The organism is Cyclobacterium sediminis, assembly GCF_054781075.1.
This window is the reverse complement of the sequence record NZ_BAAGVC010000003.1, coordinates 938,160-951,868: the sequence shown is the minus strand read 5'-3', so window position 1 is coordinate 951,868 and position 13,709 is coordinate 938,160. Positions and strand designations below refer to the sequence as shown.

Below are 13,709 nucleotides of genomic sequence, written 5' to 3'. Positions count from 1 at the left end.
TTTATGGCTTAAATGTTTCTTTAAAGGCTTGATCCAAGTCCTCTATCAGGTCTTCACAATTTTCAATTCCTACAGACATTCGGATAAGCTGATCAGGAATTCCTGGGTCACCCACCTGAACTTTTGATCTTCGTTCTATTAGGCTTTCTACTCCGCCAAGGCTAGTGGCATTACTAAAAAATTTGAGTTTCCCTATTAAATGATCTGCCTCATTTGCGTTTCCCTTAATTAGAAAAGATAACATGGCGCCATACCCTTCCATCTGAAATTGGGCAGTTTCAAAACCTTGATGGCTGGAAAGCCCGGGATAATAAACTTTTTCTACGTAAGGATGATTGTCTAAGAATGCGGCAATGTTATTGGCATTGAATGCATGCGCCTTCATGCGGTAGGGAAGGGTTTTAATACTTCTAGTGAGAAAGTAGCAGTCCATCGGAGAAGGCACTGCCCCTGCAAGACCCTGCACATTTTTTATGTTTTGCCACAAGTCATCCTTTGCCTTAGTCACGAGAATTCCCCCTAGGATATCACTGTGTCCACTGATGTATTTGGTACTGCTATGCATCACAACATCAGCCCCCAACTTCAAAGCTTTTTGATATACAGGAGTAGCAAAGGTGCTGTCACAGACCACTTTTAGATCGTTTTCTTTGGCAATGGAGGCCAATGCCTTGATGTCAGAAATTTTTAAAAGTGGATTGGATGGTGTTTCAATCCACAACAAGCCAGTATTTTGTTTGATGGCCTTTCGGAGATTCTCCTTGTCGGTTAGGTCAATGAATTGCACATCAAGTTTACCTGCATGTACGGTTTGAAGTAGCATTTTCATCCCATGGTACATGTCATCCGGAGCGATGATATGCGTGCCGGCCGGTAAGGCTTGAAAAACAGCATTTCCAGCGGCATTTCCAGAAGCGAATGCTGCCGCATCAGCACCTCCTTCCAGCGATGCCATTACAGCCTCAAGAGATTTCCTGTTAGGGTTTTCCAATCTTGTATACAACATTGAATCCTCTTGATGCGCAAAAGTTGTAGAGAGCGTGATCGGCTGAATGATTGGTTTTAATGTGTCGGTGACAACATTTCCTCCATGAATAGCAATGGTTTCTATTTTCATCTTGAACGGAACTTTGTTACCTGCCAATTCATTTAATCCAACCGGACAGGTAATTTAACGAATTCTATCTACTGAGCGAATTAGCATTTCATCCTTTCGGATGAATCTATTGGCGATGAGATTCATGATTAGGCCGAACACAATGCAGTAAAATCCTATCAAAAATGCACCTCCTACAGTAGGGTTGAAGTTTTCGTTGGCCTGGAAACTGGTGTAGACGGCTAAACCTAAAGTGGAGCCCATCAATAGGGCATTGATCATGTTGATCAGCAATTGTTTTTTTCGATTTTTATATTGTAGTAGGCTATATATGGCCAGCCCTGCAGAGATTAGAGCCAATATCCCGATGTAAATATTATTGGATTGAGAAATAATGCTTTCCTCAACGGTGTCGGTAATAGTGGTGAACCATGCCGTCATCTCCATGGATTGGGTTTGGTCTGGATTTACTTGTAACCAAATGGGAAATAAGGTGGAAGTAACCATTGAAATAGCTACTAAAAGTAGGAATACACTTTGAATTCTTTGAATCATCTTTTAATCTTTTGACAAAGAAAATGGGTTATTTGAATTTTCGCAAGGAATATTCAAAATCCAACTTGAAATTAGGGTATATTTTTATCTTTGCAGATGAAATGAATGAATCTCCCCGCTATTTTATAGAATTGTCCTATGACGGAAGCAACTACCATGGCTGGCAAAAGCAAAAGAATGCCGTTTCTGTACAAGAAGAATTAGAAAATGCTTTGTCAATCCTTTTTCGCCGGCCCATGAGTATTATGGGAAGTGGCCGTACGGATGCAGGAGTCCATGCCTTGCAACAATTTGCTCATTTTGATGTTAATTTAGATTTCACTAAAGAATATTTCCTAAAAAGAATTAACGGACTATTACCTGATGATATCGCTGTTTTTGATGTTATTCCTGTACATGAAAAAGCTCATGCCAGATTTGATGCCGATTTCAGGAGGTATGAATACCATATTACATTTAGGAAAGACCCTTTTATGATTGGAAAAGCCTGGCATTGTTATTATGACCTTGATTTGGAGGCTATGGCTTCGGCAGTACCGTTACTACTTGGAAGACAGGATTTTGAATGCTTTAGTCGAAAGAAAACAGATGTAAAAACATTTGTGTGTGAAATTAATCATGCTTCCTGGGAACAAACAAGTAACGGTTTGGTCTTTCATATACAGGCCAACCGATTCTTGAGAGGAATGGTTAGGGCAATTGTTGGAACGTTGATAAAAATAGGCAGGGGGCAATTAGAAAGCAGTAGTTTGTCAGAGATAATATCAAGCAAAGACCGAAACTTGGCTGGAAGTGCTGCTCCAGCTCATGGCTTGTTTCTAAGCAAGGTGAATTATCCGGATCTAATTTTAAAGTAAAATCTACCATATTGGGACTTGAAAAAGAAAATATAAAAAGTGGTGACATCATTGACACCAAAGTATTAAAAAAGCTATATACATTCGTAACTCCATATAAAGATCGATTTTATCTTTTGGTGGGACTTACTTTATTACTGGCTTTATTGGCACCAACTCGCCCATTGTTAATTCAAAAAGCCATCGATGATTATGTTACCATAGGTGATGGGGCCGGCTTACTGAAGATGACTTATTTGTTGGTTGGTTTATTACTGGTTCATGCTTTAGTCCAATTTGGACATACTTATCTTTCCGGTTGGATTGGTCAAGTTATTATCCGAGATATTCGGGTAAAATTGTATCGACATTTGTTGAAAATGCGATTGAAATATTTTGACAACACGCCAATTGGTCGGTTGGTTACCAGGAATATATCGGATGTAGAATCACTCTCTGATGTTTTCAGTCAGGGATTGGCTGAAATCATTGGTGACCTTTTGCAGCTGGTAGCCATTTTGGGGGTGATGTTTTATGTGGACTGGCAGCTTACATTAGTTAGTCTTTGTACCCTACCGCTACTAATTATTTCTACTTATATATTTAAAGAAAAAGTAAAAAAATCATTTAACGATGTTAGAAATGCGGTATCTAACTTGAACTCTTTCCTTCAGGAACATATAACCGGAATGAATATTATCCAGGTTTTTAATAGGCAAGAAAGAGAGTATGAGAAATTTCAGACGATCAATAAAGAGCATCGAAAGGCCCATCTTAAGTCTGTCATGTACTATTCTATTTATTACCCCGTTTCTGAAATCATTCAGGCCATCGGGATTGGTTTGGTAGTTTGGTATGGAGCCACTGGTGTATTTGACCTTGAAATAAAAGTTGGGGTCCTCATCTCTTTTATTATGTATTTGCAGTTGTTTTTTAGACCCATAAGAATGATTGCCGACCGATTTAATACGCTTCAAATGGGAGTGGTTAGTTCTTCCAGGATTTTCGGTATATTAGAAAATGACGAGCAAATCCCGGATGAAGGCAATGATTCTCCAGAAAAGGTAAAAGGGAACATTGCTTTTGAAAATGTTTGGTTTGCTTACAATGAGGAAGATTGGGTGTTGAAAGACATAAGTTTTAAAGCCAATCATGGAGAAACCATAGCCCTGGTAGGTGCCACGGGGGCAGGCAAGTCTTCTGTTATCAATCTTATCAGCAGGTTTTACGATATCAATAAAGGTTCGATCCTCCTGGATGGAAGCCCAATAAAGGAGTTTGATTTGGCTACATTACGCAAGCATGTGGGGGTTGTGTTGCAAGATGTTTTTTTATTTTCAGATACTATTTTTCAAAACATTACCCTTGGAAACCCGGATATTACGAAAGAACAAGTTTTGTACGCAGCAGATTTGGTTGGAGCTAGAAGGTTCATAGAGCGTTTACCCGGAGGCTTGGAATACGATGTAAAGGAAAGAGGAGGAACTTTGTCTGTAGGCCAACGTCAACTGATATCCTTTGTAAGGGCTATGGTATATGATCCAGAAATAATAATACTGGATGAAGCAACTTCTTCTGTGGATACAGAAACGGAAGAATTGATTCAGGCTGCCATAGAGAAAATGATGCATGGTAGAACTTCTATTATCATTGCACACCGGTTATCCACCATCCAAAAGGCTGATAAAATATTAGTTCTCAACAAAGGAGAGATCGTAGAACAAGGGACACATGATGTATTGCTAAAGAAAGAAGGATTTTATTCACAATTGTATCAAATGCAGTTGAAATCTGTTGTAGTGGATTGATAAGTATAGGTTTTAACAGAAATGATTTATTCTGTTTTTAGATGAGAAGTCAGATTGATGCACCATTCAAAAATACCCTGAAAAGGAATAAATGATTTGTTTTTAAATCATTGGTAAATTATCAGCTAAACTGTAACTTGTTGACAGGGCATCCGTAAGAATGGAACTATTAAAGTAGCTCAAATTTAGTCAGAACACATGAAATATGTATTGCCTTTACTATTGATGCTTGTTTCTATCGCATCCTTTGGTCAGCAGCATCAGCTGGGTTTAAGGTTAGGTGATCCCTATGGAATTACCTATAAAATACCGTTAAACGACAATTTTTCGTTTGAAGGTGTTGTAGGAAGAGGAAGCCAAAATAGCGGGCAATATTACAGACGTACATTTGAGAATAACAGACCGGTAAGTTCCGCACGATATTTTACCCATCAAGTGTCGGGAGCCGCTTCCCTTCAAGCAAGAGGTATTTATGAAGAATCTTTTTCTGAGGATTTTAATATTTCGAATGGGGAATTGACCGTCTATGCTGGTTTAGGACTTCAGTTTCGATCTGTAAGTATCGATTACTTTTATAACACCCCCAATGCCACTGAAGGTGCCACAGAATTAATACAAAGTCGTTCAAATATTGATTTAGGGCCGGAAATTTTTGTTGGTTCATCCTATTACCTGGATGATTTGCCAATTGCCTTATTTGTTGAAGTGGGCTTTTTGACAGAAATTGTAGACAGGTTGCACCTCAAAGGGCAAGGGGCGATTGGAGCAAGATATTTATTTGGTAATTAATGGTAAAGATAAAAGTTGTTGCAATACTAATCGGTGTTTTATTGATGGTTTTGACCTTGGCGTATTTTTATATGGGAGGATTCAAACCAATTAGCACTAGGCTTACCGATTGTAGTCAAATTAATTTGATAGGGGTGGACTTTGTTGGGACGCCTCAAGATAAAAAGATAGGAAAGCATTTTCAGATGGTTGAAGAAGCAAGAGAAGACAATCCTTTACACACCATATATTATAAAGAGCCGGAAGGAAAAAGAGATACGCTGCATGTTTTTATAGGATATGAACCGAATAATTTAAAGGAAGATAGGGTTGTTAAGCCTTGGAGCCATAAGACCATCCTCTGTACACAAGCCATTGTTGCCAGCCTGGAAATGAATCGTTTTGTAATGCCCGGACCGGAAAAAACCAAAAAAGAAATACTTGCATTTGCAATGGAACAAGGCCTTGAACTAGAAGGTATTTTTATAGATAAAATTATTTCAAACGATTATGTAGAGGTTTGGGCACCCATCAAACCTTGAAAATGAGGCTTGAGAATTACTTTATGCCAATAATATGGAACTAATATTTTATTGTTTATATGTTTTTTTGGTATGGTTTTGGATTTCAAAAAATTAAAATAGGTCAATTAAATTTTAAAATTATGAGTAAAAGTAGTTATTTAATAAGTGCCAAGATGTTTTTGGTTTTTGTCACCGCCTTGGTATTGGTAAGTTGTGAAGGACCTATAGGGCCAATAGGCCCTGCAGGTGAAGATGGAGTAAATATTGTGGGAGAAGTATTTGAAATTGAAGGAGATTTCAATCAGTCCGGCAACTTTGGTATAAGTGGGCAATACGGATTTGATATCTTGGAATCAGACAAAGTACTTATTTACAGATTAGCGGGATTGGATCAAAACAATAATGATATTTGGAAATTGATTCCTCAGGTTGTTTTCCATAGTAATGGTATTTTCTCCTATGATTATGATTTCACTTTTTATGACTATGCGATTTATATGAATGGAGACTTCGACCTCAATACTTTAGAGTCCGGTTATACAGACGCTCAAATATTCAGGGTTTTGATTGTTCCTGCTGATAGAATAGATGTTAGGATGGATTATTCAGATCATAAGGCAGTATTGGAGATGTTAGGTGTAAAAGAAAAAGAGATTGTAAGAAGGAATTCAAATTAAACATCTTTTAAAAGGGGATAAGTAAGGATTTAAACAGTTTGCCTAAGGGTGGACTGTTTTTTTTATATTTTGTTGTAATTCGGGATTTTACACATTATCTTTCATGAAATGCTTGGTGAAATATTGATTTAAATTAAGTTCTATGAAAAAAATTGTATACCTAATTGCCTTGGTGACCATAGCGGTTCTGCCGGCATGTGAAGGTCCTGAAGGGCCACAAGGACCTCCTGGGGTAGATGGGGTTGATGGTGAAGATGGAGTAGATGGAGTGGATGGGATTTCTCTTATAAACCTAGTAGCTGAAACAGAGGTAGACTTTACAGAAGAAAATAGCTTTTCTAATTCATTTGGATTTGAGATAGCTGATAGCGACAACCTTTTGGTGTTTATGTTGTGGAATGTGATTGATGACAAACCACTGTGGAGACCTCTGCCAAACACAGTTTTTCTGGAGGATGGAATTACATTGATGTATAATTATCAGTATACAGCAGATTTTATCAATGTTTATATGACCGGAAATACGGATTTAACTACCGTTTCTGATGATTGGACCTTAAATCATTATATTAGGATTGTTTATTTGCCTGGAGAATTTTTGCAAGAGAATGCCAAATTGGATTTAAATGATTATGAGGCGGTAACCGCAGCTTTAGGTGTTTCTGAATCGGATGTAGTGAAAATAGATTGAGAAATAAATAGCGAGATGAATATTTCAAGAAGGCCATCTCTGAATTTTCAGAGATGGCCTTTATTGTTTATGTCTTGTAGTTCTTTTTTGTGTTAAGTTGAATTATATTTGTGGCATGCAAATAAAGAATGATTTACTCCTTAGGGTTATCAAAGGTGAAGAGGTAGAAAGAACTCCTGTTTGGTTAATGCGTCAAGCCGGTAGGATTTTACCAGAATACAGAGCTGTAAGAGCAAGTGTAAGTGGTTTTATTGAGTTGGCTCAAACACCGGAGTTGGCAGCTGAGGTCACCATCCAGCCTGTGGATCTTTTGGGAGTGGACGCAGCAATCATTTTCTCTGATATCTTGGTGGTTCCTGAAGCTATGGGGCTTCCATATAAAATGATAGAAAAGAAGGGGCCTTGGTTTCCTGAAACCATTGGTTCTTCAGCTGACCTTAAGCGCTTACAAATTGCAGACCCCGAAGAGTCCTTAAACTATGTATTAGAAGCAATTCGCTTAACAAAGAGAGGCCTAAATGGACGTGTGCCATTAATAGGTTTTGCAGGAGCTCCTTGGACTATATTTGCTTATATGGTGGAAGGGTCTGGGAGTAAAACTTTTTCTAAAGCCAGGGGGATGTTGTATCAAAATCCCGAATTGGCACATCAGCTTTTAGATAAGATCACAAAAACAACCATCAAATACTTAAAGGCCCAAGTAGTGGCGGGTGCAAACTTGGTGCAAGTGTTTGACAGTTGGGCAGGTATTCTACCTCCTTATCAATACAAAGAATTTTCAATGGAATATATCAAGCGAATATGTGAGGCAATCACTGAGGTGCCTGTCACTGTTTTTGCAAAAGGTGCCTATTTCGCTTTAGAAGATATTAAGAATCTAGCCTGTGATGTGGTAGGGCTTGATTGGAACATGGATATCAGAACCGTAAGTGCTCAAATGAAAGGAGAAAAGGTTCTACAAGGTAACCTGGACCCGGCTGTCTTGTATGCTTCAGATGAAGTACTGATCAGACAAACTAAAGAAATGCTTGATCAATTTAAAGGAGAAAGGCATATTGCTAATCTAGGTCATGGCGTGTATCCTGATATTTCCCCTGAAAAAGTAAAACTCTTTATTCAGACCGTAAAAGAATTTACCAGCTGAATTAATTAGCGTACATCTGTATAGCAGTTTACCTTTAATTAACAAATTGACCCACCCGATAGGCCCAAATCAGGTGGGTCTTTGTGGTTTTGTATGGGTTTGTCTGATTATAAATCTTTTAAATTATTTGTAAATTCCGGCATTGCTGAATATATTTGCTTTATTGTATTTCAAATACATTAAAACGAGTTATGGTTTTTACCGGTGATTTACAAGTCATATCATGGAACAATTTTTAAGAAAAAAGGACGAGCCGGAATTTTTATCGAAGAGACTTAGTGGCTATATTACTCCAGATGGAAGAATTTTTCTTAGTGATAATTTTAATCTTTTAGTAAAAAGAGGTTTTGACCTGGTTTTTTCAATGGTTTTTATAACCTTCATCATGTCTTGGTTATTTCCCGTAATAGCCCTTTTAATAAGACTGGATTCTAAGGGTCCGATTTTGTATAAGCAGTTGAGACATGGCAGAGGAAACAAAACATTTAGGTGTTATAAGTTTAGGACCATGATTAAAAACAAAGAGTCTGACACCAAGCAAGCTACCAAAGATGATATTCGTATAACCAGATTTGGGAAATTTTTAAGAAAGTCAAGTCTTGATGAAATCCCACAGTTTTTCAATGTCTTACTTGGAGAGATGTCCGTGATTGGTCCGAGACCGCATGCGGTCCCGATGAATTATATGTTTTCTACAGATATTAGCAATTATATGTTTAGGCATGCAGTAAAGCCTGGCATATCAGGTTTGGCTCAATCAAAGGGATTTAGAGGAGAAATTTTAAGTTTTTATGATATTTACGGCAGAATAAAACTAGATCATTTTTACATCAGGAATTGGTCATTAGTTTTTGATTTTAAAATTTTGTTTTGGACTATTGGTGCTGTTCTAAGAAAAAATGGGGCTGCCTATTAATTTCTTGGTTTTTTTTATATTTCAGTTCAATGCTTTGGTTCACTTAATTGGTTTGTGTTAAATTTTAGTGATTTACGGGAATACACCGAATCTTTCATTCATTCTAAAAGGATTTATTATAGGCAGTTCGTGTCTTGATATTTGTTTTTGAAACCACAAAAATGGATTTTATATACAAAAAAAACCTTTTTAATAATTTTTTTTTCTTTTTTTCCTTGCATTGCGAAAAATGCTTTATATATTTGTAAAAATGTATTTCAAACATACATTAATGTTTTTTAAATAGATAATAAGGTTTCTGTGAGGATTCGTAAAGATTGTTAGAGATGGAAAATGTTTTAATAGACCAAAAAATAGGTCGAACCTTAGAAGAGAAAAATTTTGTAAAAGCTCCAGTACACAAAGAAATCGAAATTCTGTATGGTCGTAATGATAAGTACAGTAAAAGATTGGGAAAAAGGATTTTTGATATAGGAGTATCTGTTTTCACTTTAATTTTTGTGTTGTCTTGGTTGTTTCCAATTATTGCTATTTTAATTAAAATGGATTCGAAAGGCAGCGTGTTTTTCAAACAATTGAGGCATGGGAAAAATAATCAGTTGTTCTATTGCTATAAATTTAGAACTATGGTTAAAAACAATGATGCTGACACGAAACAGGCCACAGTAAATGATGCTAGAATTACTCGGATAGGGCGGTTTTTAAGAAAATCTAGCCTTGATGAATTGCCTCAAGTATTTAATGTAATTTTAGGAGATATGTCTATAGTTGGGCCTAGGCCTCAGGCTGTTCCAATGAATATTGAATTTGCTAAAGAAATAGATAACTTTATGTTTCGGCATCATGTTAAACCTGGAATAACAGGTTTGTCTCAAAGCAAAGGATATAGAGGGGAGATTTCAAGTTTTACTGAGTTGTATTCTCGATATAGGTTAGACAGCTTTTATGTAAGAAAATGGAATTTAATTTTTGATATAAAGATAGTAATCGAAACAGCAGTATCATTAATATCTAAAAGTGACAAAGCCTACTAAAAGTTAAAAAAAGGGTCAAACAGCTGAATAAAATCAAATCCTTTCTCCCGGAGGTGGGGCGGTATAAGTGCAGATGTAGGAACTGAATTTGAAGCCGACTTAGCTTAGATAAGTGAAATCAGAATAAGCAAGTTTCTAAAAAAGGCTTAACTTGATCAAACATCAAATTTAATAATTTTGTGTCGGTAAAAAGTTTACTAAATAGAAATTATTTTTTTAGGCACTAAGTTTAAATTGTAATGGGTAGATTTGTCCATTATTCTATTAAATTCTTACTTCTCAGTTCTTATTGTTCTGATAATTAAGTAACTTGCGGGGTGTTTAAATAAATGTCCATTAAACTATTTTTAACTTTTTTCCCAATTTGACCATTCAACGGCTAAAACCCATTAAACAGTTTTATTAACAAATGAAAAACAATAGCTTAATTAGAATTTTGACTTTTATAATCCTCTTTTCGGGAATATTTGGATGTGCGAAAAGAAACCTGGTTTATTTCAGTGATATAGAAACAGGTAGTAGCTACTCTACTAATATAAGTCAGGTTGAGGAACCGGTTATCCAAAGTGGTGATTTAATTAAAATTGTGGTAAGTACTCAAAGTCCGGAGTCGAATTTACTTTTCAATTCAGGGGTTATTTCTAATGATTCGCAGAATAGGATGATGAGTCAGCAATTGCCTGCCAATGAGGGGTATCTAGTAGACAAAAATGGTCAAATTAACTTTCCTGTAATTGGGAAGATTGATATTGAAGGTTTTACAAGGGAAGAAGCAACTTTAAAAATGACAGAGTTGCTAGAAGAATATGTAAAAGATCCAATTATTAATATTCAATATTTGAATTTTAAGATTACGGTAATTGGCGAAGTGGCTAATCCCAATACTTTCACCCTAGCTACAGACAGAATCAGTATTCTTGAAGCTTTAGGTTTAGCAGGTGATATGACGCAATACGGTAAGAGAGAAAATGTACTTCTGATCCGTGACCAAGATGGAGTTCGGAAAGCAGTTAGGCTCAATCTTAATGACAAGTCTATATTAAATTCTCCTTATTTTATGCTTCAGCAAAATGACGTTTTATATGTGGAGCCGGATAAAATTAAATCCGTTCAAGCAAGCACCAATCAACGAACGTTAACTATTTTAAGTATTTTAGTTTCATTTGGAGTTTCCCTAATGTTTAATTTACGGTATATCCTTAACGAGTAAAAGTTTAACCTCACCTTTTTATATAAATAGAAAATTAACCTGGTTGTAAACCATCGGTTCAAATTGTGAACCTTATGAAAAAATCTGATATTTTATCCGATCTATTACTGGATGGATTTATAGACCAAGACGCAAGACCTATGGATTTTAAATTGATAATATTGAGCTACGTAAAATACTGGTGGTTGTTTTTGCTATCCATTATCTTATTTATAAGCTTGGCCTTTGCATACTTGTTCTTTTCTACACCCTTGTACAGTATATCTAGCTCCATTCTTATTAAAATAGATGGGAGCTCAGATTTCACGCAAAACACAGTGTACAGCGAATTAGAAGCTTACGAGACTAATAAACAGGTGGAGAATGAAATGGAAATTTTAGCATCTTACAGCTTAATGAGAGATGCTGTTGAAGAATTGCCGCTTGACTATTTTTTCTATACAGAAGATAAGTATTCTAGGTTGAAGGAATTGTATGGCTATAACGTTCCCGTAAGCGTCAAGACATTATTAAAAAAGCCGGATGTTGGTCAGTATCCTGAGGAGGTAAGGGTAAGTGTGAAACCATTTGATGATCACTTTATTTTAATTCAAGAAAATAACAAAGAGAAAGCTTACCAGTATGGTGAGTTGATAGAAAATTGGTATGGTGAGATTAAAATCAATAAATCGGAAACTTACCAAGGTGAGATGCCGGAACTTCTCCATATCTATTTTAAAAATAAAGACTATGTCGCCGGGTTGTATAGAGGGCGAATACAGGTTAATTTATCCCAAAGATTTGCATCTGTATTTAATATTTCATTAGTAGATGCTGTTCCAGAAAAAGGCAAAGATGTACTAAATAAGTTGATTGAACAATACAATCTTCAGGCAGTAAAAGAGAAAAACGTAACTGCAAGTAACACCATTGATTTCATAGATTCTCAGTTGGATACTTTAACGAAAGAGTTAAATAACATTGAAAGGAGAATCGAAGAATATAGGAGGTCGAACAATATTTCTGACATGGGAACCGAAAATTCTCTGATGGTTCAAAATAGTAAAGAAATTGAAACTCAACTTTCAGAAATCAAAACTCAGATGGAGGTTTTGGACTACTTGGAAGAATACCTAAGGGATCCGGCCAGCTCTGGAGTGGAAGTAGCTTCAAACTTATCTATAATTGATGAGACATTAACCAGTTTGGTAGATGAGTTTAACCGGCTTCAAAATGAAAGACAACGCTTATTGAGGACAGTTCAACCAAATAACCCTTTGGTAACTACTATCGAAGTTCAATTGGAGAGCCTTAAAAACAATATTGGTACAAATATCGCCAATATGAAAAATGGTTTAAGAATTGAAAGTCAAAATCTTAAGGCTAATTTGGATCAAATTAATAGTAGAATTTCAAATGTGCCTGAAATTGAAAGGGGATTATTGGAGTTATCCAGGGAGCAAAGTAGGAAACAAACCCAGTACAATTACCTTCAATCTAAAAAAGAAGAAGCAAATTTATCTTTGGCCACAACTACTGTTTCAAATGCCCGAGTAATCGATAAAGCGTCTTCTAGTGCTTCACCAGTAAAGCCTAATAAAATGGTAATTATTGGAATGGCCCTCATTGTAGGTTTTATTTGCCCTCTAGGATTTGTTTATATTAAAAATGCTTTGAATAGTAAAATCACCCACAAGTCTCAAGTACAAGACATTACCGAAGTTCCAATACTATCTGAAATAAGCAACTACCCTAACGGTGGTGAATTATTGGCTATTTCTGAGAAGAGAAGAACGCCAATTGCTGAGCAATTTAGATTGTTAAGAACCAATCTCAAGTATGTAGCTGAAGGCAAAGATGAAAGGGTATTAATGATCACTTCCAGCATTAGTGGTGAAGGAAAGACGTTTTTTAGTTTAAACCTCGGCGCAAGTTTGAGCATTGCTAAAAAGAAAGTGGTAGTACTTGAGTTTGATTTGCGAAAGCCTGCGCTACTTAAGAGTGTAAATATGAAAACCAAGCTTGGCATTGCTGACTATTTGTCTAATGACAATGTGAAAATAGATGATATAATCCATGATTTTAAGAAGGTTGATGGACTATCTTTAATTGGATGTGGAAATATCCCTGAAGATCCTGCAGAATTAACCTTAGATGATAAGGTTGAGGTACTAATTAGCCGATTGAAGGAAAGATTTGATTATATAATTATTGATACTGCACCGGTAGGAACGGTCACAGATGCATTTAACTTGGCACCCTATTGCGACAGGACATTGTTCATGGTTCGATATAATTTTACGAGAAAGGAGAATATTATTTTTATGGAAGACATTGACATAAAACATAAGCTAAGAAATACTTCTTTGGTCATGAATGATGCCAAACAAGCCAATGGCTATTATGGTTATTCGTACGGTTATTATCCGGAAGATAAAAAAACTGCAAAAATTTCTGTGTGATTTTTTAAG

Annotated in this window: 13 protein-coding genes; 11 read left to right on the top strand and 2 right to left on the bottom strand. The window is 36.1% G+C overall.

The features are described from left to right. Window position 1: 1 nt before the first annotated feature. Window positions 2-1,117 carry a trans-sulfuration enzyme family protein gene (locus tag ACYVHJ_RS06300; RefSeq protein WP_460513298.1) on the bottom strand — a complete coding sequence of 372 codons (1,116 nt, stop codon included), beginning with the start codon at window positions 1,115-1,117 and terminating at the stop codon, window positions 2-4. A gap of 54 nt (window positions 1,118-1,171) precedes the next feature. Beyond that, on the bottom strand, window positions 1,172-1,651 hold the full coding sequence (locus tag ACYVHJ_RS06295) for a DUF4293 domain-containing protein (RefSeq protein WP_460513296.1): 480 nt from the start codon (window positions 1,649-1,651) through the stop codon (window positions 1,172-1,174). 23 nt (window positions 1,652-1,674) lie between these two features. Between ACYVHJ_RS06295 and truA the strand changes: the two genes are divergently transcribed. The 11 genes from truA (at window position 1,675) to ACYVHJ_RS06240 (ending at window position 13,700) form a co-directional block, all read left to right on the top strand. Then, window positions 1,675-2,508 (top strand): tRNA pseudouridine synthase A, encoded by an 834-nt coding sequence (gene truA, locus ACYVHJ_RS06290; protein ID WP_460513294.1) that lies wholly within the window; start codon window positions 1,675-1,677, stop codon window positions 2,506-2,508. Window positions 2,509-2,519: 11 nt separating this feature from the next. Beyond that, on the top strand, window positions 2,520-4,295 hold the full coding sequence (locus ACYVHJ_RS06285) for an ABC transporter ATP-binding protein (RefSeq protein ID WP_460513292.1): 1,776 nt from the start codon (window positions 2,520-2,522) through the stop codon (window positions 4,293-4,295). Between the two features lie 198 nt (window positions 4,296-4,493). Continuing rightward, on the top strand, window positions 4,494-5,084 hold the full coding sequence (locus ACYVHJ_RS06280; protein WP_460513290.1) for a hypothetical protein: 591 nt from the start codon (window positions 4,494-4,496) through the stop codon (window positions 5,082-5,084). Next, window positions 5,084-5,605: a hypothetical protein gene (locus ACYVHJ_RS06275; protein ID WP_460513287.1), complete on the top strand. Its 522-nt coding sequence runs from the start codon at window positions 5,084-5,086 to the stop codon at window positions 5,603-5,605. Before ACYVHJ_RS06280 ends, ACYVHJ_RS06275 begins: the two co-directional genes overlap by 1 nt. A 122-nt stretch (window positions 5,606-5,727) precedes the next feature. After that, window positions 5,728-6,264: a hypothetical protein gene (locus tag ACYVHJ_RS06270; RefSeq protein WP_460513285.1), complete on the top strand. Its 537-nt coding sequence runs from the start codon at window positions 5,728-5,730 to the stop codon at window positions 6,262-6,264. A gap of 142 nt (window positions 6,265-6,406) precedes the next feature. Then, window positions 6,407-6,955: a hypothetical protein gene (locus ACYVHJ_RS06265; protein WP_460513283.1), complete on the top strand. Its 549-nt coding sequence runs from the start codon at window positions 6,407-6,409 to the stop codon at window positions 6,953-6,955. Between the two features lie 115 nt (window positions 6,956-7,070). After that, complete coding sequence (gene hemE / locus ACYVHJ_RS06260; RefSeq protein WP_460513281.1) at window positions 7,071-8,099, top strand: uroporphyrinogen decarboxylase; 1,029 nt, start codon at window positions 7,071-7,073, stop codon at window positions 8,097-8,099. Window positions 8,100-8,322: 223 nt separating this feature from the next. Next, entirely contained in the window at window positions 8,323-9,015 is a 693-nt protein-coding gene (locus tag ACYVHJ_RS06255; protein ID WP_460513278.1) for a sugar transferase, read from the top strand. 326 nt (window positions 9,016-9,341) lie between these two features. After that, window positions 9,342-10,049, top strand: a complete 708-nt coding sequence (locus ACYVHJ_RS06250; protein WP_460513276.1) for a sugar transferase — start codon at window positions 9,342-9,344, stop codon at window positions 10,047-10,049. Between the two features lie 409 nt (window positions 10,050-10,458). Beyond that, a complete protein-coding gene (locus ACYVHJ_RS06245) occupies window positions 10,459-11,259 on the top strand; it encodes a polysaccharide biosynthesis/export family protein (protein WP_460513274.1) in 801 nt (266 codons plus the stop codon). A 74-nt stretch (window positions 11,260-11,333) separates the two neighbouring features. Continuing rightward, entirely contained in the window at window positions 11,334-13,700 is a 2,367-nt protein-coding gene (locus ACYVHJ_RS06240) for a GumC family protein (RefSeq protein WP_460513272.1), read from the top strand. The last annotated feature ends 9 nt before the right edge of the window (window positions 13,701-13,709 follow it).

Coding starts and splice junctions, on each gene's coding strand:
- ACYVHJ_RS06275 (WP_460513287.1), top strand. CDS start 5,084: ATGGTAAAGATAAAAGTTGTTGCAATACTAATCGGTGTTTTATTGATG.
- truA (WP_460513294.1), top strand. CDS start 1,675: ATGGGTTATTTGAATTTTCGCAAGGAATATTCAAAATCCAACTTGAAA.
- hemE (WP_460513281.1), top strand. CDS start 7,071: ATGCAAATAAAGAATGATTTACTCCTTAGGGTTATCAAAGGTGAAGAG.
- ACYVHJ_RS06265 (WP_460513283.1), top strand. CDS start 6,407: ATGAAAAAAATTGTATACCTAATTGCCTTGGTGACCATAGCGGTTCTG.
- ACYVHJ_RS06245 (WP_460513274.1), top strand. CDS start 10,459: ATGAAAAACAATAGCTTAATTAGAATTTTGACTTTTATAATCCTCTTT.
- ACYVHJ_RS06240 (WP_460513272.1), top strand. CDS start 11,334: ATGAAAAAATCTGATATTTTATCCGATCTATTACTGGATGGATTTATA.
- ACYVHJ_RS06250 (WP_460513276.1), top strand. CDS start 9,342: ATGGAAAATGTTTTAATAGACCAAAAAATAGGTCGAACCTTAGAAGAG.
- ACYVHJ_RS06295 (WP_460513296.1), bottom strand. CDS start 1,651: ATGATTCAAAGAATTCAAAGTGTATTCCTACTTTTAGTAGCTATTTCA.
- ACYVHJ_RS06270 (WP_460513285.1), top strand. CDS start 5,728: ATGAGTAAAAGTAGTTATTTAATAAGTGCCAAGATGTTTTTGGTTTTT.
- ACYVHJ_RS06300 (WP_460513298.1), bottom strand. CDS start 1,117: ATGAAAATAGAAACCATTGCTATTCATGGAGGAAATGTTGTCACCGAC.
- ACYVHJ_RS06280 (WP_460513290.1), top strand. CDS start 4,494: ATGAAATATGTATTGCCTTTACTATTGATGCTTGTTTCTATCGCATCC.
- ACYVHJ_RS06255 (WP_460513278.1), top strand. CDS start 8,323: ATGGAACAATTTTTAAGAAAAAAGGACGAGCCGGAATTTTTATCGAAG.